Here is a 21,886-nt window from a genome sequence, read left to right as displayed (position 1 = left end):
GACCAGAGGGCTTCAAGAATGGCGACGATCAAGGATGTGGCGGCCATAGCCGGCGTGTCGTTTACCACCGTATCGCACGTGGTGAACAACTCGCGGCCCGTGTCGGCCGATGTGCGAGCGAAGGTGGAGCGGGCCATCGTCCAGCTCAACTACGTCCCGTCGGCGGTCGCACGATCCCTGAAGGCGCGCTCGACGGCCACGATCGGCCTCGTGGTGCCGAACAGCACCAACCCGTATTTCGCCGAACTGGCGCGCGGCATTGAAGATCAATGCGTGGCGCGCGGTTACTGCGTATTTTTCTGCAATTCCGACGACGATCCCGTCAAACAGCGCAATTATCTGCGCGTACTCCAGGAAAAACGCATCGATGGCCTGATCATCGCATCGGCCGGCGAGGACGCCGTGCTGGCCCAGACGCTGGCCGATTCGCGCGAGCCGTTGGTGGTGGTCGACCGCAACATCGAAGGCCTGTCGGCCGATCTGGTGCAGATCGACCACGAGCGCGGCGCGTATCTGGCCACGCGGCATCTGCTCGAACTCGGCCATTCGCGCATCGGTTGCATCACCGGCCCGGTCGATACGGCCGTCAGCGCGATGCGCGTGCACGGCTTCATCCGGGCGATGGCCGAGCGCGGCATCGAGATCGTGCCCGGTGCGATCGCAGAAGGCGATTTCTCGTGCCTGGGCGGCTATCGCGCGGCGGGCCAGTTGTTCGGCACGATCAAGCCCACCGCGATCTTCGCCGGCAACGACCAGATGGGCATCGGCGCGCTGCGCGCGGCTGCCGAGCGCGGGCTGCGCGTGCCGGCCGACTGCTCGATCATCGGCTTCGACGACATCGAGATGTCGAGCTATACGTACCCGGCGCTGTCCACGGTCGGTCAGTCGGTGCGCGCGCTCGGCGAGATCGCCGCGCAAACGCTGATCGAGCGGATTGCCGCCGGCGCCGCCGCGCCGACCAAGCGCCGGCGCGTGGTGTCGCCGCGGCTGGTGCTGCGCGAATCCACCGCGCCGTATCGTGGCGTGCCCACGGCTGCGGTGGGCCATGCTGTTCAATCCGGACGATTCGGCCGATTCTGCGGGTTCGGATGCGGTGTCGGGCGCCGCCGAGGGCGATCGCGCATGAGCGGCACGCCGTCGGGCGGCCGGGCAGGCGGCAAGGTGCTCGTGGTCGGCAGCCTCAACATGGATCTGGTGGTGCGCGCCCCGCGCCTGCCCAAGCCCGGCGAGACGCTGGCGGGCCATGGCTATGCCCAGGCGGCCGGCGGCAAGGGCGGCAATCAGGCGGTGGCCGCGGCGCGGCTCGGTGCGCAGGTGGCGATGATCGGCCAGCTCGGCGACGACGCCAACGGCGCGGCCTTGCGGGCCGGCCTGGAGGCCGAGGGCATCAATTGCGACGCGATCGGCGTGAGCCCGGGCGTGCCGAGCGGCGTGGCGCTGATCGTGGTGGACGACGCGAGCCAGAACGCCATCGTGATCGTGGCAGGCAGCAACGGCGAGGTGGGCGTGCAGACGGTGGCCGACCACGACGCCAGGATCGCGGCGGCCGACGTGCTGGTCTGCCAGCTCGAAACGCCGCTGCCGGCCGTGCGGGCCGCGCTGGAGGCCGGGCGGCGTCACGGCTGCGCCGTGGTGCTCAATCCCGCCCCGGTACTCGGCCCGCTGCCCGACGGCTGGCTGCCGCTGGTCGACTGGCTGATCCCCAACGAGGTGGAGGCCGCCGCGCTGACGGGCATGACGATCGCCACGCCCGCCGACGCCGAGGCGGCGGCACGCAGCCTGATGGCGGGCGGCGCGCGCAACGTGATCGTCACGCTGGGCGCGCAGGGCGTGGTCGCGCGGTTGGCAGGCGGCGCGTCGCGGCACTATCCGGCGCCGAAGGTCGACGCGGTCGATACGACCGCCGCCGGCGATACCTTCATCGGCGGGCTGGCCGCCCGGCTGGCGGCCGGCGAGGCGCCCGATGCGGCAATCCGCTTTGCGCAGCGGGCCGCATCGATTTCCGTCACGCGTTCGGGGGCGCAGCCCTCGATTCCGCGTCTGAGCGAGGTCGATGCGGACTGAACGCCTCCGTGGCATACGGGGCATGTTGCAAGCGGTGATTCGAATCCGGCCTCGCGCCGGATTTTTTCATGGTGCGGTCCTTTTCGGGGCAGATCGTTCGCTCCGCCTGGCAGTGAGGACGCCGTATCAATCTTTCAACGATGCGCGTTCGCGGTGCATGCCGGCGCCGGCTGCCGTCGACAATCTTCCCGGTTTGCCTCGCATCGTTCGCGGTGCCCATCCAATCGCATCGCACCCGCATCCGAATCGCGTGACGGCAGCGCGTTCGCCTTCACCGTTTTCAAACATTCGAACCCGCGCAACACGATCGTTCGATCGCGACACAGTCGTTCACATTCACGTACCGGTGTTTACGTGGATGCATGCTTTTTGCAACGTGCCGCGATACAGCCTGAAGGGGAAATTTGTTTCGATGTGCGATGCATGTCGTGCGAGCCGGCATGCGTCTTCATGACACGCATCGACGTGCCGCGAATACTCTTTATTTCGTCGTACCGAGCGCTTGCATTGAACTTATCCTGCAGCAAGCCGACGAAGCCTCGAAACGACGGGCGCGATCGCAAAAAATTGTAACGAATGCGGGCGCTGCGTCATCCGTTGGGCTGCTTCATCCGTAGAGGAAAGAGGAGGGCGCGCGTCCGGTGCAAGAGACGATTCGATGCAACAGGAGAGGGCGCGTGCGTCGCGTTGCGAAGTTCGGGGAGGACATTGTATGGCAGCAAAAATACGCAGTCCAAGCGGGGTTTTTCTGAGTGCCCGGCAACAACGTTCCGACTGAAGTTTGTTCGTGAAAAAATAAGTAAATGGGTTTAGGATGAAATTGAACGGTCCTGCTTCGACGTGGCTCTTGCGAAGGCAAGATCGTCTTCAGACACAGGCGAGGAGGTAGCATGGATATTTACAGCAGCTTCGCGAACCGCTTCGAGAAAACCCGGGAGGAAGAGCTCTCGCTCGAGGAGTATCTCGCACTCTGCAAGAACGATCCTACGGCGTACGCCACGGCAGGCGAACGCATGTTGGCGGCCATCGGGGAACCGGAGCAAGTCGATACACGAAACGATCCACGCCTGTCGCGGATCTTCGCCAACAAGGTCATCAAGGTCTATCCGGCATTTCGTGAGTTCTACGGAATGGAAGAGGTGATCGAGCAGGTGGTGGCGTACTTCCGTCACTCCGCGCAAGGTCTCGAGGAGAAGAAGCAGATCCTCTATCTGCTGGGGCCGGTGGGCGGCGGCAAGTCGTCGATCGCCGAGCGTCTGAAGCAGTTGATGGAACGCGTGTCGTTCTATTCGATCAAGGGTTCGCCCGTCAACGAATCGCCGCTCGGGCTGTTCGACTACGACGAAGACGGCCCGATCCTCGAAGAGCAATACGGCATTCCACGCCGTTACCTGAAGGGCATCCTGAGCCCGTGGGCCGTCAAGCGCCTGCACGAGTACAACGGCGATATCCGCCAGTTCCGCGTGGTGCGACGCTTCCCGTCGGTGCTGCGCCAGATCGGTATCGCGAAGACGGAACCGGGCGACGAGAACAATCAGGACATCTCATCGCTGGTCGGCAAGGTCGATATCCGCAAGCTCGAACAGTTCGCGCAGGACGATGCCGACGCCTACAGCTACTCGGGCGGTTTGTGTCTCGCCAATCAGGGCCTGCTCGAATTCGTCGAAATGTTCAAGGCGCCGATCAAGGTGCTGCACCCGTTGTTGACGGCCACCCAGGAAGGCAACTTCAAGGGCACCGAAGGTTTCGGCGCGATTCCGTTCGATGGCGTGATCCTCGCGCACTCGAACGAGTCGGAGTGGAAGGCCTTCCGCAACAACAAGAACAACGAAGCCTTGCTCGATCGGATCTTCGTCGTGAAGGTGCCGTATTGCCTGCGCGTGTCGGAGGAAATCCGCATCTACGAGAAGCTGATCCGCAATTCGTCGCTGGCCGAGGCGGTGTGCGCGCCCGGCACGCTGAAGATGATGGCGCAGTTCGCGGCGCTCACGCGCCTGCACGAACCGGAGAATTCCAGCCTGTTCTCGAAGATGCAGGTGTACGACGGCGAGAACCTGAAGGACACCGATCCGAAGGCGAAGTCGTATCAGGAGTATCGCGACTACGCCGGCGTCGACGAAGGCATGACGGGGGTGTCCACACGCTTCGCGTTCAAGATCATGTCGCGCGTGTTCAACTTCGACACCTCGGAAGTGGCGGCCAACCCGGTGCACCTGATGTACGTGCTCGAGCAGCAGATCGAACGCGAGCAGTTCCCGCCCGAAACCGAGCAGAAATACCTGTCGTTCGTGAAGGACCTGCTGGCCTCGCGTTATGCGGAATTCATCGGCAAGGAGATCCAGACGGCCTACCTCGAGTCGTATTCGGAGTATGGTCAGAACATCTTCGATCGCTATGTCACGTACGCGGATTTCTGGATTCAGGATCAGGAGTTCCGCGATCACGACACCGGCGAGAGCTTCGACCGCGCGGCGCTGAACGCCGAGCTGGAGAAGATCGAGAAACCGGCCGGCATCAGCAATCCGAAGGATTACCGCAACGAGATCGTCAACTTCGTGTTGCGTGCGCGCGCGGCCAACGGCGGCAAGAACCCGGCGTGGGTCAGCTACGAGAAGCTGCGCGTGGTGATCGAGAAGAAGATGTTCTCGAACACCGAGGAACTGCTGCCGGTGATCTCGTTCAATGCCAAGGGTTCGGCGGAGGAGCAACGCAAGCACGAGGACTTCGTGAACCGAATGGTCGCCAAGGGCTACACGCCGAAGCAGGTACGGCTCCTGTGCGACTGGTATCTGCGCGTGCGCAAGTCCTCATGATCCGCACGCTGCATCGCCCGCGCGGCCGCGCCGCGCGGGCACCCTGAGTGGCGCGCCGCACGGCGGATCGTGCGGCACGTCCCGGCGTATCGACTTTCGAGCGGGAGACCGGGAGTGCTTCATCAAATCATCGACCGCAGGCTTGCCGGCAAGAACAAGAGCATTGCTAACCGCGAACGCTTTCTGCGTCGCGTCAAGAACTACATTCGCCGCGCGGTGTCCGACGCCGTGCGCGACCGTAGCATCAAGGACATCAACACCACCAAGAGCATCACGATTCCGCGCAAGGACATCGCGGAGCCGGCGTTTCGTCACGCGCCCGGTGGCCGTCGCGAGATGGTCCATCCGGGCAACGCGGATTACATTCGCGGCGACAAGATCGCGCGCCCGTCCGGCGGCGCGGGCGGTGGCGGCAGCCAGGCCAGCAACGAGGGAGACGGTCAGGACGACTTCGTATTCGAGCTGAGTCGAGACGAGTTCATGCAGTATTTCTTTGACGATCTCGAACTGCCGCGCCTGGTCAAGACCCACCTGCTGACCGTGCCGAGCTGGAAGAGCGCGCGCGCCGGTTGGGCGGCGGAAGGCACGCCGAACAACATCGACGTGGTGCGCTCGCTGCGCAGCGCGCTCGGGCGGCGCATTGCGCTCGGTTCGCCGCTGGCGCGCGAGTTGCGCGACCTGGAAGCCGAGCTCGAAACGATGAAGGACGATCCGGCCGACCGGCGCGTCGAGATCGCCGCGCTGGAAGAGCAGATCCACCATCTGCGCGGGCGCATCTGGCGCATTCCGTTCATCGATCCGTTCGATCTGCGCTACGTGAACCGCGTGAAGCAGCCGCAGCCGTCGAGCCAGGCCGTGATGTTCTGCCTGATGGATGTGTCCGGCTCGATGGACGAGCAGCGCAAGGATCTCTCGAAGCGCTTCTTCATCCTGCTGTACCTGTTCCTGAAGCGGAACTACGAGCGTATCGAGGTGGTGTTCATCCGCCATCACACGCGCGCCGAGGAAGTCGATGAGGACACCTTCTTCCATTCGACCGAAAGCGGCGGCACGGTGGTGTCGAGCGCGCTGGAGCTGATGCGCAAGGTGATGGACGAGCGCTATTCGCCGACCGAGTGGAATATCTACGGCGCGCAGGCGTCCGACGGCGACAACTGGACCGACGATTCGCCGAAGTGCCGCAAGATCCTGGAGGCCGACATTCTGACCAAGGCGCGTTATTTCGCCTACATCCAGGTCGCGCCCGAGGAGCAGAACCTCTGGCTCGAATATGCGCAGCTCGCGCTGTCGCAGCCGCACATGGCGATGAAGAAGGTCGAGTCGGCCGCGGACATCTACCCGGTGTTCCGTGAACTGTTCGAAAAGCATGTGGAAACCTGACGCCTTATGACGACACGCGAACCGGACAACGACACGCGCGGCGATCCAACGCGCGGCGAGGGCGGCGACGCCCTCGCGAACCCGGCCGACGCGCGAGCGCAGCACGCTGCCGCGTCGCCACATCTCGCTGCGCCCGAGAACGGGCACAAGGAGGCGCGCATGAATGCCGCCGATCGCACGCCGCTGCCCTGTCCGTCGGACTGGACCTTCGAGTTGATCGAGGAGTACGACCAGCACATCGCGCAGGTGGCGGAGCAGTACGAACTCGATATCTACCCGATCCAGCTCGAGCTGATCAGCGCCGAGCAGATGATGGACGCCTACGCGTCGGTCGGGATGCCCGTCAATTACCGTCACTGGTCGTTCGGCAAGCATTTCCTGTCGACCGAGAAGAGCTACCGGCGCGGGCAGATGGGCCTCGCCTACGAGATCGTCATCAATTCGAACCCCTGCATCGCGTACCTGATGGAGGAGAACACGCTGACCATGCAGGCGCTCGTGATCGCGCACGCCGCGTACGGGCACAACTCGTTCTTCAAGGGCAACTACCTGTTCCGCTTGTGGACCGATGCGCACGCGATCGTCGATTACCTGGTCTATGCGAAGAACTACGTGGCCGAATGCGAGGAGCGGCACGGCATCGATCGCGTCGAGGAGTTGCTCGATTCGTGCCACGCGCTGATGAACTACGGCGTGGATCGCTACAAGCGCCCGCAGAAGCCGTCGCTGTCGAAGGAAGCGGCGTTGCGGCGCGAGCGCGAGGCCTATCTGCAGTCGCAGGTCAACGAGTTGTGGCGCACGCTGCCGGGCCGCAAGCCCGAGGCTGCCGGCGAGGAGGTCGAGGGCCGCTATCCGTCCGAGCCGCAGGAAAACCTGCTGTATTTCGCGGAGAAGAATGCGCCGCTGCTGGAGCCGTGGGAGCGCGAGGTGATCCGGATCGTCCGCAAGGTCGGTCAGTACTTCTATCCGCAGCGGCAGACGCAGGTGATGAACGAAGGCTGGGCCACGTTCTGGCATTACACGCTGCTGAACACGATGTATCAGCAGGGCAAGCTGACCGATGGCTTCATGATGGAGTTCCTCCATTCGCACAGCAACGTGATCTACCAGCCGCCCGTCACGAAGCAGTACTACAGCGGTATCAACCCGTATGCGCTCGGTTTTTCGATGATGAGCGACATCCGGCGGATCTGCGAGAACCCGACCGACGAGGATCGCCGCTGGTTCCCGCAACTGGCCGGCACGCCGTGGCTGCCCGCGCTGCACTACGCGATGCGCAACTTCAAGGACGAGAGCTTCATCGCGCAGTATCTGTCGCCGCACCTGATTCGCGAGATGCGCCTGTTCTCGGTGCTCGACGACGACATGCGCGATTCGCTCGAAGTGTCGGCCATTCATGACGACAGCGGCTATCAGTACGTGCGGCAGGCGCTGTCGAGGCAGTACGACATTCATCATCGCGAGCCGAATATCCAGGTGTGGGCCGTCAACACGCGCGGCGACCGCAGCCTCACGCTGCGTCATTTCATGACCGACAACCGTCACCTGTCGAACGACAGCGAAGAGGTGCTCAAGCACATGGCGCGGCTCTGGCAGTTCGACGTGTATCTGGAAAGCGTCGACGAGTCGGGCACCGTGCGCAAGCGCTACGAGTGCCGGGCCAAGCCGCCCGACGGGCGCGTTTGAGGCGTCATTGTCCCGAGGGGCTTACGCGGCCGGCAACGCACACAGCGTTGCCGGCCGCGCTGTTTTCAGGCCGGGGTTGCCTGCCGCGGCGCCACCCGGCTCGGTCGTGTCCATCGCCACGCCATCAGGGCGAGTCCCGAAGGCAATAAACCTTTCAATTCGATAGAATGCCGCGCGGTGCGCCATCCGCACGCTGCCCGCGCAACCCGGGCCCGAGAGCCGGCACGGCCGATCCGCCGCCCGGCATCCCAGCCGATACAACAGGAACTCCCTCTCATGACCGACCTTCATGCCCAGGCCACGATCGATCCGCACGACACCCGCCGTCGTGTGCTCGCGATCGTCGGCGCGTCCTCGGGCAATCTCGTCGAGTGGTTCGACTTCTACGTCTATTCGTTCTGCTCGCTGTATTTCGCGCACGCGTTCTTCCCGAGCGGCAATCCCACCACGCAGTTGCTGAACACCGCCGGCGTGTTCGCGGCCGGCTTCCTGATGCGGCCGATCGGCGGCTGGCTGTTCGGCCGCATCGCCGATCGGCGCGGCCGGCGCAGCGCGATGATGATCTCCGTGCTGATGATGTGCGGCGGCTCGCTGGTGATCGCCGCGGTGCCGACCTACGAGCAGATCGGTGCGCTCGCACCGGTCGTGCTGCTGGTGGCGCGGCTGTTCCAGGGGCTGTCGGTGGGCGGCGAGTACGGCACCAGCGCCACTTACATGAGCGAGGTCGCGCTGAAGGGGCGGCGCGGCTTCTTCGCGTCGTTCCAGTACGTGACGCTGATCGGCGGCCAGCTGTGCGCGCTGCTCGTGCTGGTGATCCTGCAGCAACTGCTGAGTACCGAGGAACTGCGCGCCTGGGGCTGGCGCATTCCGTTCCTGGTGGGCGCCTGCGCGGCGCTCGTCTCGCTCTGGCTGCGCAAGTCGCTCGACGAAACCTCCACCAGCGAATCGCGCCAGGCGCGCGGCGCGGGCACCATGCGCGGCGTGCTGAAGTATCACAGCCGCGCGTTCTTCACGGTGGTGGGCTTTACCGCTGGCGGCTCGCTGATCTTCTACACGTTCACCACCTACATGCAGAAGTACCTCGTCAACACGAGCGGCATGCACGCCAAAACGGCCAGCAACGTGATGACGGCCGCGCTGCTGGTGTACATGCTGCTGCAGCCGGTGTTCGGCGCGCTGTCGGACCGGATCGGCCGGCGCACCTCGATGCTGTTCTTCGGCGCGCTGTCGGTGATCGGCACGGTGCCGCTGATGCATGCGATCGCCGACACGTCGAGCCCGGTGACGGCGTTCGTGCTGATCACGATCGCGCTGGCGATCGTCAGCTTCTACACGTCGATCAGCGGCCTGATCAAGGCGGAGATGTTCCCGCCCGAGGTGCGTGCGATGGGCGTGGGGCTGTCGTATGCGGTGGCCAACGCGGTGTTCGGCGGCACGGCCGAATACGTGGCGCTGTGGTTCAAGCAGGCCGGCACGGAATCGACGTTCTACTGGTACGTGACGGCGCTCTGCGCGATCTCGCTGATCGTGTCGTTCTTCATGCGCGAGCCGGCCAAGGAAGGCTATCTGCGCAACGAACCGTGAACGCGCTGGCCGATCGAGGTGATCGAAGCCGGGCGCGCCATGTTCTTAGCGGCGCGCAGGCGATAACGTTATCGGAAATGCTTGGTTGTCGACACGGGGCGGGCCGCTTAATCTGAACCCGTAGTTCGTGTGACACCTCCTTGACTGGGATTCGCGCCCGCCTTCATGGCGGGCTTTTTTTCGTCTGTACGCCGCGATGGCGGCGCTGTCATAAGGCCGCCCCGACGGCATTTGCCGCACCGGAGCGTTCGGCTGTCCGCCGCGATGGCAGCACTGTTATGAGGCTGCACCGGCGTGCGGCGCCGGCAGCATCTGCAGCGCCGGAGCGGGCGTGCCGAGGCCGGCGCCGGCCGGCATGCCGCCGAGCATCGCAATGCCCACGGCCGGGCCGGCCGCCGCCGCGGCGAACTGCGTGCGCAGGTCGGTCACGTTGCGACGGAACGCGTCGAGCTGCATCGGCGAGAGCCGGTTGCTGGCGTCGGCCAGCGCGACGATCGGATCGACCGGCTGAGCATCGGCCAGGCGCACCTCGAAATGCAGGTGCGGGCCGGTGGCCGCGCCGGTCATGCCCACCGCGCCGAGCCGCTGCCCCTGCGCGACCTGCATGCCGGCCTTCAGTCCCGGCGCCCAGGCCGACAAGTGCGCATAGAGCGTCGAGGTGCGATCGGGATGATCGACCACCACATAGCGGCCGTAGCCATGCGGATCGGTGCCGACGAACGCCACCACGCCGTCGGCCGCCGCATTGACGCGCGTGCCGCGCGGCGCGGCCAGATCGACGCCGGTATGAAACAGCCGCAGGTGCGAGATCGGATGGATGCGCACGCCGAACGGCGAGCTGATGCGCGTGGCGATCACCGGCATGGTCAGGGCCGCCGCTTCGAGCGGCGTGCCGTCGAACGTGTAGAACGCGCCGTGGGCGGCACCGGGCGGCTGGAACCACATCGCGCTGAACTTGCGGCCGGCGATGCGTACGTCGAGCGCCGTCAGTTGCGGGCCTTGCGGCGTGCTCACCCAGCCGACCCGATAGCGGTCGCCGGTCAGCGCCGGCGCGTGGGTACGCATCTGCACGGGGATCAGGTCGCCGACCTGGATGCGGATCTCGGGCGGCATGTCGAGCTGGCGCAAGGTCTGCGAGAAGGTGTGCTCGACCACACCGACGCGCAGGCCGGTGGCGAGCGGCGCTGCGCCGAACGCGCGGGCGGGCGTGTCGAGCGAGAACGCGTCGGTGGCGTCGCCCAGCAGCGTGGAGCCGGATGCGAAGCGCGAGGCGAACTGGCCGGGCGGCGTGCCGCGTGCGGCGATGGCCGCTTCGAGCTGGTCGGTCACGAAACGCTGCGCGCTCGGAAACGGCGTGGCCGCGAACACGTGCTGCGGCGTGCCGGCCGCGCGCAGGGCGGTGGGCGAAACGGGCTGCGAGATCGCGGGCAGGGTGGCGACCAGGCTGACGGTGGCAAGGGCGCCCAGGGCGCAGGCGGCGGGCATCAGGCGCGCGAACGCGTGCACGCGGGCAGGCCGGGGCGTGACCGGCGCGCCGGCAATGGCGGAAACATCGGAAATCGGGCTCAACGGGCTCCACATCCTCAAAAAGCGGGTTCAGGGCAAACGGGTGTGGGAAAGGGCTGGCTGCGCGACAGGCGCGCGACGCGGCGCGGCCGGGCAGCACTTCGGCAATCGACGCACGGCCGGTGGAGGCGGCCGGGTACGTTCCGTTCGGCCCAACGACGCGGGATGAACCGCTCCGAACGGAGATCCATCGATGAGGGGAAAAAGCCCTGCGGTGAGAATCGACGCTCAGAACATGACAGTGAGAAGTCACGCGCGTTCCGTCAAATCTGGAAATTAATATGGGGTTAGATGTAAATGAGCGAAGGATGCATGATTTTTGAGAGAACTCTCATGCGGCGGGAAGCGATGCCAATTCATCAATAAGATTGAGAATGATTTGCGTTTGCATTAAATTCGAGGCTTCCCCGGTTTGCGAACCGGCTATCGGATCGTCGGCCTGAGCGTGGTGTCAGCGGGCGGGTCCTGTCAGACCAGAGGAGCGCATCGTCATGTTCGACACGATGGATTCGAGGGGGGTGCCCGGGCCGCGCCCGGTGGTGACGATGCGCGCGCGGCGTCCGGCAAACCCCGGCGGCGCGCTGGTGCAGGTGCTGGTGCGGCATCGCGCGATGCTCGTCAATGTCGCGCGTGGCGTGACCGGTTGCGCGAGCCGCGCCGAGGACGTGGTGCACGACGTGCTCGTGCGGCTTGTCGATTTTCCGGGGCAGGACGCGATTCGCCAGCCGCTGGCCTATGTGACGCGGATGGTGCGCAATGCCTCGATCGACGTGTGTCGCCGCCAGTCGCTCGAAACCACCTGGCATGCAGATGAGGCGGCGGGGCTCGACGTGCCGTCACCCGAGCCGACGCCCGAAGCCACGGCGCTGACGCGCGACACGCTCGCGCGCATGCAGCACGCGCTGGCGCATGTGCCGGCGCGTAGCCGGGCGGCGTTCGAGATGGTGCGGGTGCACGAGGAATCGCTCGCGACGGCGGCCGATGCGCTGGCCGTCTCGCAGACGCTCGTGCATTTCATGGTGCGCGACGTGGTAAGGCACTGTGCCGATTGCCTCGATGCGCTCGATCGCGGCGCGGCGCCGCCGGCGTTCGCGGTCGGAGCGCGGCGGCGTTGAGCGGTGCGGCCTGCATGTGCCTGCATGTGCCTGATTGGCCCGATTCATTCGATCGGCTTGATCCACCCGATCCACCCGGCCGGCGCGTCGCTCGTTCAATCGAGCGGCGGCCATTCCCCGCGCAGCATCGCGGCCAGGCAACGCGGATTCGACGGCCAGTACCCGTGCAGGTAGCTCGCGACGATCGACCCGTGCCGATAGATGGCCTCGCCGCGCGCGCCGTCGTCGGGACGCACGGCGACGGCGGCCGGCGTGAGCGGCGTCTGCAGCTTCGAGTAATGGAACGTGTGGCCCGTCATGGGCCCAAGCGGCGTATCGAGCCGTTGCATGCCGAGCGCGGTGAAGCGGCGCTGCATCGCGCCCGCGCCGGGCAGCAGGCCCAGCATCGGCGTGGTGACGCCGTCGACATCGGTCAGCGTGTCGCATAAGTAGAGCAGCCCGCCGCATTCGGCCAGCACGGGCTTGGCCGCAGCCACGTGCGCGGCGATGCCGGCCGCGCTGCGCGTGTTGCCGGCCAGGCGCGCCGCATGCAATTCGGGATAGCCGCCCGGCAGATAGAGCGCGTCGCAATCGGGCAGCGGTGCGTCGGCCAGCGGCGAGAACGTCGTGACGCGCGCGCCGAGCGCCTCGAGCAGCGCCAGATTGGCCGGATACACGAACGAGAACGCCGCGTCGCGCGCTACCGCCACATGCAGCCCGTCGAGCCGGCGCGGCAAGGGCGCGTCATGCTCGGGCGCGGCGAACGCGACGGGGGGCGGCAGCGCGGCGAGCGCCGTCTGGGCGAGCGCATCGGCGGCGCGGTCGAGGCGAGCGTCGAGATCGTCGATGTCACCGGCCTGATGCAGGCCCAGATGCCGTTCGGGCAGCGCGATGGCCGCATCGGTCGGCAGATGGCCGAGCCAGCGGATGTCGTCGGGCAGCGCGGCCTGCAGCAATGTTGCGTGCCGCGCCGAGCCGACGCGGTTCGCCAGCACGCCGTGGAACGGCAGCTCCGGCCGGAACCGCGCGAGACCGAACGCGAGCGCGCCGAACGTCTGCGCCATCGATTTCGCCGAAATCACCGCGGCTACCGGCACGCCGAAGCGGCAGGCCAGATCGGCGCTGCTCGGCGTGCCGTCGTACAGCCCCATCGCGCCTTCGATCAGGATCAGGTCGGCCTCGGCTGCCGCGCGCGCGAGCAGGGCGCGGCAGCCGGCCTCGCCGACCATGCCGAGATCGAGCGAGTACACGGGCGCGCCGCTCGCGCGTTCCAGGATCATCGGATCGAGGAAGTCGGGACCGGTCTTGAACACGCGCACGCGCCGGCCGAGCCGCCTGTGCAGCCGCGCAAGGCCGGCCGTGACCGAGGTCTTGCCCTGCCCGGAGCCGCCCGCGCTCAGGAACAGCGCCGGGCACGCCAGCATGCCGGCCGTCACGCTCAGAATTCCACGCCGGGCTGCGCCTTCACGCCCTGTTCGCGATACGGGTGCTTGACGAGCCGCATCTCGGTGACGAGATCGGCGGCCTCGATCAGCGCGTCGGGCGCGTGGCGGCCGGTCACCACCACATGCAGCGACGGCGCGCGCGCGCTCAGCACCGCCAGCACCTCGTCGAGCGGCAGGTAGTCGTACTTGAGCACGGTGTTCAGCTCGTCGAGGATCACCATCTGGTATTCACCGCTGTCGATCATGCGGCGCGCCTCGTCCCAGCCCTTGCGCGCGGTGGCGATGTCCTTCTCGCGATCCTGCGTGTTCCAGGTGTAGCCGTCGCCCATCGTCACGAAATCGCATTCGGCGAACGTGTTGAGCAGGTCGCGCTCGGCCGTGTGCAGCGCGCCCTTGATGAACTGCACCACGCCGAGCTTCATGCCGTGGCCGAGCACGCGCACGGCCATGCCGAATGCGGCCGTGCTCTTGCCCTTGCCGTTGCCGGTGTTGACGATCAGCAGGCCCTTCTCGGCGGTGGCCGCGGCCTGCTTCTTCTCGTGGCCGGCGCGGCGGCGTTCGGTCATGCGCTGATGCGATTCGGGATCGGTTTTCATCGGGTGTCGGTCCTTCGGGGTTCGGAATTCGGGGCAAGCAAGGGGCGGGCTCAGGCCGGTCCGGCGATCGCGACCGTCACGCCGTCGACGATCGTTTTCGGCACCAGCAGCCGACCCTGCGGCGCGGCCGCCAGCGCGCACGGCTCGCACACGCCATCGATGCCGAAGCGTGCCTGCACGGCGGATGGGCGGCGCGGGCCGGTTGCGGGATCGGTATCGACATCGTCGCGAGGTGCATCGAATGCTTGGGGTGCTTCAGATGCTTCAAGCGCTGGCCTGCGCGCCGCGATCGCCTCGCGCGGGATCGCCCGCAGCGGCCAGCCATGACGCTCGCAGCATGCGACCAGGCCCGGTTCGCCGGCTTTTGCGTCGAGCGTGGCGACGCAGGCGATGTGTGCGCGCGACGCGGCCTCGTGGCCGTAAAGCGCGCCGAGGCGCGCGAGCGCGGCGTCGATGGCGGCGTCGATGGCCTCGGCGGGGCGGCCGGCGCGGCAGCCGACGCCGACGGCGAGACGCCATGCGTGCGGGGCGTGGTCCGGAGCGGAACGGGTCATGCGGTGTCGATCAAGAATGCGGTAGCGATGCGGGTTCGCGCGGCGTGCGTCCCTCGCGAACGCCGCGTCGGGCGGGCCGTGGCCCGCCGCTTGCGTCGGCCGGTATCCGGGCTGGCCGCCTCGGGCCGACGCCTTCCCGCCGCGAGCGGCAGTGGCTGTGGTCGGCCCGTGCGAGCGCTTGCGCGCGTCGCCGGCGGCGTACCGTTGCGGGGACAGCACAGGCTGTGCGGCTCGCGCCGCGCCCTGTTTCCCGTTTAACCGCCACCGCGAATGCGGGGGCGGGCACCGAACGCGCGCATACGATAGCACAGCGATTCCGGGCGGCTTCCGGCCGATTTTCAGGCGGCAGTCGGACTGCCGGCCGCCCGCTTGCGTTGCATCGGCGGCCGGAAGTGCGCCATGCGTGTGCCGCTCGACATCCCCACACCGTTCCGGCCCCGCCGCCCACCCCCCGCGTCGCCTTGACGCGTTCCGACGCGACGCCTACACTCGCACGCGTTTTGGTGCTCGCGTGCGGATTCCTGCGCACGCAGTTGAACGGGAAACAGGAGGCCTCGCCGCGACGCGGACGGCGCCCGCCTGTGCTGCCCCCGCAACGGTCAAGCGAATGCATCGCGAACGCGATGCGAGGCCCGCTTCACCGCGCGTCGAAGTTTTCGATGCGCGGCTCGGCCACTGGATGCGAACCGCGTCCGGGAAGGCGAAGCGGCGCTGTCGTCAGCCCGGATACCGGCCAGAACCACGGGACGGCCGCGCGCCGGCAGTCCCGAAACGGGGCGCGCCGCGGGTGGCGGCGCCGAGCCCCAGCCAGCCGTCGCGGCTGGCGCGGCCACCGGCATGCGCAGCGGCGCGGCCCGGCCGTGCCGCGCCCGGCGGCGCACGCCATCGATGCCAGACATCCAGACAGACTCTCCGACGGACGACTTCCCATGCAAATGCGCAAAATTCCCGTAACCGTGGTGACGGGCTTCCTTGGCAGCGGCAAGACCACGCTGCTGCGTCACATCCTCGAAAACGCCTCGGGCCGCCGCATCGCGGTGATCGTCAACGAGTTCGGCGAACTCGGCATCGACGGCGAGATCCTGAAAGGCTGCAACATCGGTTGCGAGGAAGGCGCGGAAGCGGCCGGCCAGCTCTACGAACTGGCCAACGGCTGCCTGTGCTGCACGGTGCAGGAGGAGTTCTATCCGGTGATGGAAGCGCTGGTCGAGCGCCGCGAGCAGATCGACCACGTGCTGATCGAAACCTCGGGCCTCGCGCTGCCGAAGCCGCTGGTGCAGGCGTTCAACTGGCCGTCGATCAAGAACAGCTTCACGTGCGACGCGGTGATCACGGTGGTGGACGGCCCGGCCACGGCCGCGGGCCAGTTCGCCGAGGATGTCGATGCCGTCGATGCGCAGCGCCGCGCCGATCCGAACCTCGACCACGAATCGCCACTGCACGAGCTGTTCGCCGATCAGTTGTCGTCGGCCGACCTGGTGATCGTCAACAAGACCGACCTGCTCGACGCGAGCCAGTTCGAGGCCGTCGAGGCGACGATCCGCGAGGAAGTGCCGGCGCACGTCAAGATCGTGCGCGCGCAGCGCGGCGAACTGGACCTGGCCACGCTGATCGGCCTGAACGCGGCCTCCGAGGACACCATCCACCTGCGCCACGATCACCACGGCTCGGCCGAGGACGCCGATCACCATCACGACGAGTTCGACTCGGTGGTGGTGGAGGCGCGCGTCAGCTCGCGCGAGGCGACCATCGCCGCGCTGCGCGCGCTGGTGGATCAGCACACGATCTATCGCGTCAAGGGCTTCGCGGCGCTGCCCGACACGCCGATGCGGCTCGTGATCCAGGGCGTGGGCGGCCGTTTCGACAGCTACTTCGACCGCAAGCTCCAGGACGGCGAGGGTGGCGCGAGCCGCTTCGTGCTGATCGGCGAGGATCTCGACGCGGCCGAACTGCAGCGCGCGTTCGTGGCCGCGCTCGGCACGGCCGTGCAGGCCGCCTGACGAGGCCGGCCGAACGATGCATTTGCTGCGCACCACGCCCGGCGGTTTCGTCGACGACACGCAGGGCGTGATCCGGATCGATCAGCAGCCGGCCGAGATCGTGATTCTCAGCTCGGCCGACACCACGCTGTCGCTGCTGGCCAGCGCGGTGCCGCTGCTCGGCGCGGGTTTCCCGAGCGTGCGGCTCGCCAACGTCACGTTCCTGCGCCAGCCGGCGTCGGTCGATTTCTACCTCGACGACGTGCTCCAGCACGCGCGCGTGGTGGTGATCGACCATCTCGGCGGCGAGGCCTACTGGCCGTACGGGATCGAACAGGCGGTGGCGCTGGCCGAGCGGCGCGGCCAGCAACTGGCGATGTTCTCGGGCGATCTGCAGGAAGATCCGAGCCTGATCGCCAAAAGCACCGTCGATCCGGCGCTGTGCCGCCAATGGTGGCGCTATCTGCGCGAGGGCGGCGCGTTCAACGCGCAGGCGCTGTTGCGCAGCATCGCGTTCCACGCGCTCGGCCACGGCGAGGAACCGGCGCCGCCGCGTCCGCTGCCGGCCGCCGCGCTGTACCACCCGGCCAGCGAGCCGGCCACCCTCGACGATTGGCGCGCGCGCTGGACGCCCGGCGCGCCGGTGGTCGCGATCCTGTTCTACAAGGCGCACTGGCAGGCCGCCAACACGGCCGTGTTCGATGCGCTGATCGCGGCGCTCGAACGCGACGGGCTCAACCCGCTGCCGATCGCCGTCACCTCGCTGAAGGACGCCGTGAGCCGCGAGGTGATCGCGCGGCTGTGCGCGTCCGAGCGGGTTGCGCTGGTGCTCAACACCACGGCGTTCGCGGCCGGGGTGATCGACGCGCCGGCCGCCGTCGAGCTGGCCGGCGACGCGCCCGTGCTGCAGGTGATCCTGTCGGGCGGCAACCGCGAGGCGTGGCTGGCCGATCCGCAGGGGCTGCATGCGCGCGACATCGCGATGCACGTGGCGCTGCCCGAGGTGGACGGGCGCATCGTCACGCGCGCGGTCAGCTTCAAGGGGCTGGCCTACCGCTGCCCGCATACCGAGGTGGATGTGGTGCGCTATCAGCCCGACGCGGAGCGCATCGCGTTCGTGTCGGAGTTGAGCCGACGCTGGTGCCGGCTGCGCACCGAGCCGAATCCGGGCAAGCGGCTCGCGCTGGTGCTGGCCAACTATCCGTTGAGCGAAGGGCGGATCGGCAACGGCGTGGGGCTCGATACGCCGGCCTCGGCGCTCTGCATCCTGGGCGCGCTCGGTGTGGCCGGTTATACCTTGCACGACGCGCTGCCCGAATCGGGCGATGCGCTGATCGCGAGGTTGACCGAAGGCGTCACCAACGACGCCGATGCGAGCGCGCTGCGCCCGGCGTTCCAGAGCCTCGCGATGGCGGCCTACCGGCAGCGCTACGACCGGCTGCCGGCCGAGGCGCGCGAGGCGATCGAGGCGCGCTGGGGCACGCCCGAGCAGGAGCCGGCGCTGCGTCACGGGCGCTTTCCGATCGCGGGCTGGCGCTGCGGCAACGTGTTCGTCGGCATCCAGCCGGCGCGCACGCGCGAGGCCAACGATTACGCCAGCTATCACGACGCCGAGATCGTGCCGCCGCACGCTTATCTGGCGTTCTATTTCTGGTTGCGCGACGCGTTCGCAATCGACGCGGTGGTCCACGTCGGCAAGCACGGCAATCTCGAATGGTTGCCGGGCAAGAGCGTGGCGCTGTCCGAGTCGTGCTGGCCGGATTTGATCCTCGGCCCGCTGCCGCATCTGTATCCGTTCATCGTCAACGATCCGGGCGAGGGCAGCCAGGCCAAGCGCCGCGCCCAGGCCGTGATCGTCGATCACCTGATGCCGCCGCTCACGCGCGCCGAGAACTACGGGCCGCTGCAGGATCTGGAACGGCAGGTCGACGAGTATTACGACGCGCTGATGGTGGACGCGCGGCGCGCCAAACTGCTGCGCAAGACGATTCTCGACACCATCGTCGAGCATCGGCTGCATGAAGAACTGAGCCTTGCCGCGCCGTCGGGCCGCGATGACGAAGACGCGCTGCTCACGCGTGTCGACGCGTGGCTGTGCGAATTGAAGGAAGCGCAGATCCGCGACGGGCTGCACACGTTCGGCCGCTCGCCCGAGGGGCGGCAGCGCCGCGACACGCTGCTCGCGCTCGCGCGCTTTCCGGTGGGCGACGGCCTCGGCGCGAACGCCGGCCTGATCGCGGCGCTGGCGCGCGACCTGCAACTGGGCGCGGCGTTCGATCCGCTCGCGGCCGACTGGGCCGCGACGTGGGACGGCCCGCGCCCGGCTGAACTGCTGGAGGTTGATGCGACGCCGTGGCGGCACGCGGGCGATACGCGCGAGCGGCTCGAATTGTTCGCGCAGCGGCTGGTGGCGGGGCTGGATGACGGGTTGGCGGTGGTGGATGGCGCGGATGATGGAACTGCCGAAACCGCCGAAACCGGCGAAACCGGCGAAACCGGCGAAACCGGCGAAACCGGCGAAACCGGCGAAACCGGCGAAACCGGCGAAACCGGCGAAACCTCCCGCGCTTCACTCGCCGCGCTGCACGCACACCCGACGCGCTGGCCGCTCACGCTGGCCGTGCTGTCGCGCATTGCCAGCGATCTCGCGCCGCGCCTCGACGCTTGCGGCGCCGACGAAATCGGCCATCTGCTGCGCGGCCTCGACGGCCGCTTCGTGCCGCCGGGGCCGAGCGGCGCGCCGTCGCGCGGCCGCCCCGACGTGCTGCCGACCGGCCGCAATTTCTATTCGGTCGACACGCGCGCGGTGCCCACCCAGTCCGCCTGGACGCTCGGCATGAAATCGGCGCATCAACTGGTGGAGCGCCACTTGCAGGAGCACGGCGACTACCCGCGCGCGGTGGGCCTGTCGGTGTGGGGTACGGCTACCATGCGCACCGGCGGCGACGATATCGCGCAGGCCTTCGCGCTGATCGGCGTGCGGCCGAAATGGGCGCACGGCAGCCATCGCGTGACCGATTTCGAGATCCTGCCGATCGAGATTTTCGACCGGCCGCGCATCGACGTGACGCTGCGCGTGTCGGGTTTCTTCCGCGATGCGTTCGCCAACCTGATGCATCTGTTCGACGCGGCCGTGCAGGCCGTGGCCGAACTCGACGAGCCGGCCCATCAGAACCCGATCCGCGCGCGCGTGCTGCGCGACGCCGAGGCGCTGGCCGAGAGCGGCGTGGCCGCCGACGAAGCGCGTCGCCGGGCCGGCTGGCGCGTGTTCGGCGCGCGGCCGGGCAGCTATGGCGCGGGCCTGCAGGATCTGATCGATCAGCGCAACTGGCAGACCGACGCCGATCTGGCGCAGGCCTATCAAGCCTGGGGCGGCTACGCGTACGCGCAGAACAGCGCCGGCGAGGCCGCGCAGGACGCGTTCGGCGCGCGGCTCGCGACCATCGACGCGGTGGTGCAGAACCAGGACAACCGCGAGCACGATCTGCTCGACTCGAACGACTACTACCAGTTCCAGGGCGGCATGGCGGCGGCCGTGCGGCATTTGTCGGGGCGTCAGCCGGCGCTGTATCACGGCGACCACAGCCACCCCGACACGCCGCGCATGAACACGCTCAACGAGGAGATCGCACGCGTGATCCGTTCGCGCGTGGTCAATCCGAAATGGATCGACGGCGTCAAGCGTCACGGCTACAAGGGCGCGGCCGAACTGGCCGCGACCGTCGATTATCTGTACGGCTATGACGCGACCGCGCGCGTGGTGTCCGATCACCAGTACGCGCTCGTGACCGACGCCTACGTGCACGACGCCGCGACCCGCGCGTTCCTGGAGCGGCACAACCCGCACGCGCTGCACGGCATTTGCGAGCGCCTGCTCGAAGCGATCCAGCGCGGGCTCTGGCAGGAACCGGGCACGCACCGCGAGCGGATCGAGGCGCATCTGCTCGCAGTGGAACAGCATCTCGAAGGAGCGCGGCGATGAGCCAGCACGACACGCATCCCGGCGGCCTGCCGCCGTTTCCGTTCAGCGCCCTGATCGGGCAGGCCGATCTGCAACAGGCGCTGCTGCTGGCGGCGGTCGATCCGGCGCTCGGCGGCGTGCTGGTCAGCGGGCCGCGCGGCACCGCCAAATCGACGGCCGCGCGCGCGCTGGCCGAACTGCTGCCCGAGGGGCGCTTCGTGACGCTGCCGCTCGGCGCGTCCGACGAGCAGGTCACGGGCACGCTCGATCTGGCCGGCGCGCTCGGCGAGAACGCGGTGCGGTTCGCGCCGGGGCTGCTGGCGCGCGCGCATCGGGGTGTGCTCTACGTGGACGAGGTCAACCTGCTGGCCGACGGGCTGGTCGACGTGCTGCTCGATGCGGCCGCGAGCGGCGTGAACACGGTCGAGCGCGACGGCATCTCGCACACGCACGCGGCGCGCTTCGCGCTGATCGGCACGATGAATCCGGAGGAGGGCGAGCTGCGCCCGCAGTTGCTCGACCGCTTCGGCTTGATGGTGGAACTGGCCAATTGCCGCGATGCTGGCGAGCGGCAGCGGATCGTCAAGGCGCGGCTCGCGTTCGATCTCGATCCGCACGGTTTTCGCGCAACATACGAGGCCGAACAGGCCGCGTTGGCGGCGCGCATTCACCGCGCGCGGGAGGCGTTGCCGGCAGTCGCCATCGACGATGCGGTGCATGCCCGTGTGGCCGCGCTGTGCATCGAGGCGGCGGTCGACGGGCTGCGCGCCGATCTCGTGATGCTGCGCGCGGCGCGCGCGCTGGCTGCGTTCGAGGGCGATGCGGCTGTCGATGCGGCGCATGTCGAGCGCGTGGCCGAGGCGGTGCTGCGGCATCGCAGGACGGTGCCGCCGTCACCGCAGCAGCCGTCGAGCGATTCGGGCGAGTCCTCCGGGTCGTCCGGTACGTCGCCCGATTCACCCGATTCGCCCGCCCAAGCCTCCGGCGACGTTTCGCAAGACGGCGATTGGGGCTATCTGCCGCCCGAGCCAGCCGGCCTCGTGCCGGTGAAGGGCGTGATCCCGCTGCCGTCAAAAAAAGCCTGAGCCATCGGACGCATGCCCCCGCCGCGATCGGCAGCGGGGTTCGATGGCAGCACGGCGCTACCCCTGCACCGCGAGAACG

13 protein-coding genes, 1 pseudogene and 2 riboswitches are annotated in these 21,886 nt (G+C 67.8%); of the genes and pseudogenes, 10 read left to right on the top strand and 4 right to left on the bottom strand.

Annotation, left to right across the window (positions count from 1 at the left end; genetic code table 11):
• Positions 1–18: 18 nt before the first annotated feature.
• The 6 genes and pseudogenes from AB4851_RS26820 to AB4851_RS26795 all read left to right on the top strand — a co-directional run.
• Positions 19–1,017 (top strand): annotated as a pseudogene (locus AB4851_RS26820) (LacI family DNA-binding transcriptional regulator); the annotation flags it as partial.
• A 105-nt stretch (positions 1,018–1,122) separates the two neighbouring features.
• On the top strand, positions 1,123–2,064 hold the full coding sequence (rbsK, locus tag AB4851_RS26815; RefSeq protein ID WP_414451959.1) for a ribokinase: 942 nt from the start codon (positions 1,123–1,125) through the stop codon (positions 2,062–2,064).
• 890 nt (positions 2,065–2,954) lie between these two features.
• The gene (locus tag AB4851_RS26810; RefSeq protein WP_414445051.1) at positions 2,955–4,877 is read left to right on the top strand and encodes a PrkA family serine protein kinase; all 1,923 of its coding nucleotides are present in this window, start codon (positions 2,955–2,957) and stop codon (positions 4,875–4,877) included.
• A gap of 114 nt (positions 4,878–4,991) precedes the next feature.
• A complete protein-coding gene (locus AB4851_RS26805; RefSeq protein WP_414449513.1) occupies positions 4,992–6,257 on the top strand; it encodes a YeaH/YhbH family protein in 1,266 nt (421 codons plus the stop codon).
• A 6-nt stretch (positions 6,258–6,263) separates the two neighbouring features.
• A complete protein-coding gene (locus AB4851_RS26800) occupies positions 6,264–7,943 on the top strand; it encodes a SpoVR family protein (protein ID WP_414449512.1) in 1,680 nt (559 codons plus the stop codon).
• 276 nt (positions 7,944–8,219) lie between these two features.
• Positions 8,220–9,527, top strand: coding sequence for an MFS family transporter (locus AB4851_RS26795; protein ID WP_414449511.1), 1,308 nt, complete (start codon positions 8,220–8,222; stop codon positions 9,525–9,527).
• A gap of 276 nt (positions 9,528–9,803) precedes the next feature.
• Here the strand turns inward: AB4851_RS26795 and AB4851_RS26790 are convergent, their stop codons facing one another.
• Positions 9,804–11,108 carry a M23 family metallopeptidase gene (locus tag AB4851_RS26790; RefSeq protein ID WP_414449510.1) on the bottom strand — a complete coding sequence of 435 codons (1,305 nt, stop codon included), beginning with the start codon at positions 11,106–11,108 and terminating at the stop codon, positions 9,804–9,806.
• A 476-nt stretch (positions 11,109–11,584) separates the two neighbouring features.
• Between AB4851_RS26790 and AB4851_RS26785 the strand changes: the two genes are divergently transcribed.
• Positions 11,585–12,208: an RNA polymerase factor sigma-70 gene (locus AB4851_RS26785; protein WP_414449509.1), complete on the top strand. Its 624-nt coding sequence runs from the start codon at positions 11,585–11,587 to the stop codon at positions 12,206–12,208.
• Positions 12,209–12,303: 95 nt separating this feature from the next.
• On the opposite strand, the gene AB4851_RS26780 is transcribed toward AB4851_RS26785, so the two are convergent.
• Genes AB4851_RS26780 through AB4851_RS26770 form a run of 3 tightly spaced genes read right to left on the bottom strand, consistent with a single transcriptional unit; the run spans position 12,304 to position 14,782 of the window.
• Positions 12,304–13,611, bottom strand: a complete 1,308-nt coding sequence (locus AB4851_RS26780; protein ID WP_414451958.1) for a cobyrinate a,c-diamide synthase — start codon at positions 13,609–13,611, stop codon at positions 12,304–12,306.
• A gap of 14 nt (positions 13,612–13,625) precedes the next feature.
• On the bottom strand, positions 13,626–14,228 hold the full coding sequence (gene cobO, locus AB4851_RS26775) for a cob(I)yrinic acid a,c-diamide adenosyltransferase (protein WP_414449508.1): 603 nt from the start codon (positions 14,226–14,228) through the stop codon (positions 13,626–13,628).
• Between the two features lie 50 nt (positions 14,229–14,278).
• Positions 14,279–14,782, bottom strand: coding sequence for a cobalamin biosynthesis protein (locus tag AB4851_RS26770; protein ID WP_414449507.1), 504 nt, complete (start codon positions 14,780–14,782; stop codon positions 14,279–14,281).
• Positions 14,783–14,861: 79 nt separating this feature from the next.
• A riboswitch (cobalamin riboswitch) is annotated at positions 14,862–15,087 on the bottom strand.
• A gap of 179 nt (positions 15,088–15,266) precedes the next feature.
• A riboswitch (cobalamin riboswitch) is annotated at positions 15,267–15,535 on the top strand.
• A gap of 176 nt (positions 15,536–15,711) precedes the next feature.
• Here AB4851_RS26770 and cobW point away from each other — a divergent pair.
• From cobW to AB4851_RS26755, 3 genes are read left to right on the top strand one after another with little or no spacing between them, the layout of a single operon-like run.
• Positions 15,712–16,782, top strand: coding sequence for a cobalamin biosynthesis protein CobW (cobW, locus tag AB4851_RS26765; RefSeq protein WP_414445060.1), 1,071 nt, complete (start codon positions 15,712–15,714; stop codon positions 16,780–16,782).
• 16 nt (positions 16,783–16,798) lie between these two features.
• On the top strand, positions 16,799–20,743 hold the full coding sequence (gene cobN / locus AB4851_RS26760) for a cobaltochelatase subunit CobN (RefSeq protein ID WP_414449506.1): 3,945 nt from the start codon (positions 16,799–16,801) through the stop codon (positions 20,741–20,743).
• Positions 20,740–21,807 carry an ATP-binding protein gene (locus AB4851_RS26755; RefSeq protein ID WP_414449505.1) on the top strand — a complete coding sequence of 356 codons (1,068 nt, stop codon included), beginning with the start codon at positions 20,740–20,742 and terminating at the stop codon, positions 21,805–21,807. Before cobN ends, AB4851_RS26755 begins: the two co-directional genes overlap by 4 nt.
• Positions 21,808–21,886 lie beyond the last annotated feature (79 nt).

Origin of the sequence: Burkholderia sp. 22PA0099 (assembly GCF_047497165.1) — a bacterium.
Lineage (GTDB): Bacteria > Pseudomonadota > Gammaproteobacteria > Burkholderiales > Burkholderiaceae > Burkholderia.
This window is presented reverse-complemented; position numbering and strand designations above follow the sequence as displayed.

Excerpts from the sequence above, each read along its gene's own strand:
- rbsK (WP_414451959.1), top strand. The coding sequence starts at position 1,123 with ATGAGCGGCACGCCGTCGGGCGGCCGGGCAGGCGGCAAGGTGCTCGTG.
- AB4851_RS26810 (WP_414445051.1), top strand. The coding sequence starts at position 2,955 with ATGGATATTTACAGCAGCTTCGCGAACCGCTTCGAGAAAACCCGGGAG.
- AB4851_RS26800 (WP_414449512.1), top strand. The coding sequence starts at position 6,264 with ATGACGACACGCGAACCGGACAACGACACGCGCGGCGATCCAACGCGC.
- AB4851_RS26795 (WP_414449511.1), top strand. The coding sequence starts at position 8,220 with ATGACCGACCTTCATGCCCAGGCCACGATCGATCCGCACGACACCCGC.
- AB4851_RS26790 (WP_414449510.1), bottom strand. The coding sequence starts at position 11,108 with ATGTGGAGCCCGTTGAGCCCGATTTCCGATGTTTCCGCCATTGCCGGC.
- AB4851_RS26785 (WP_414449509.1), top strand. The coding sequence starts at position 11,585 with ATGTTCGACACGATGGATTCGAGGGGGGTGCCCGGGCCGCGCCCGGTG.
- AB4851_RS26780 (WP_414451958.1), bottom strand. The coding sequence starts at position 13,611 with ATGCTGGCGTGCCCGGCGCTGTTCCTGAGCGCGGGCGGCTCCGGGCAG.
- cobO (WP_414449508.1), bottom strand. The coding sequence starts at position 14,228 with ATGAAAACCGATCCCGAATCGCATCAGCGCATGACCGAACGCCGCCGC.
- AB4851_RS26770 (WP_414449507.1), bottom strand. The coding sequence starts at position 14,782 with ATGACCCGTTCCGCTCCGGACCACGCCCCGCACGCATGGCGTCTCGCC.
- cobW (WP_414445060.1), top strand. The coding sequence starts at position 15,712 with ATGCAAATGCGCAAAATTCCCGTAACCGTGGTGACGGGCTTCCTTGGC.
- cobN (WP_414449506.1), top strand. The coding sequence starts at position 16,799 with ATGCATTTGCTGCGCACCACGCCCGGCGGTTTCGTCGACGACACGCAG.
- AB4851_RS26755 (WP_414449505.1), top strand. The coding sequence starts at position 20,740 with ATGAGCCAGCACGACACGCATCCCGGCGGCCTGCCGCCGTTTCCGTTC.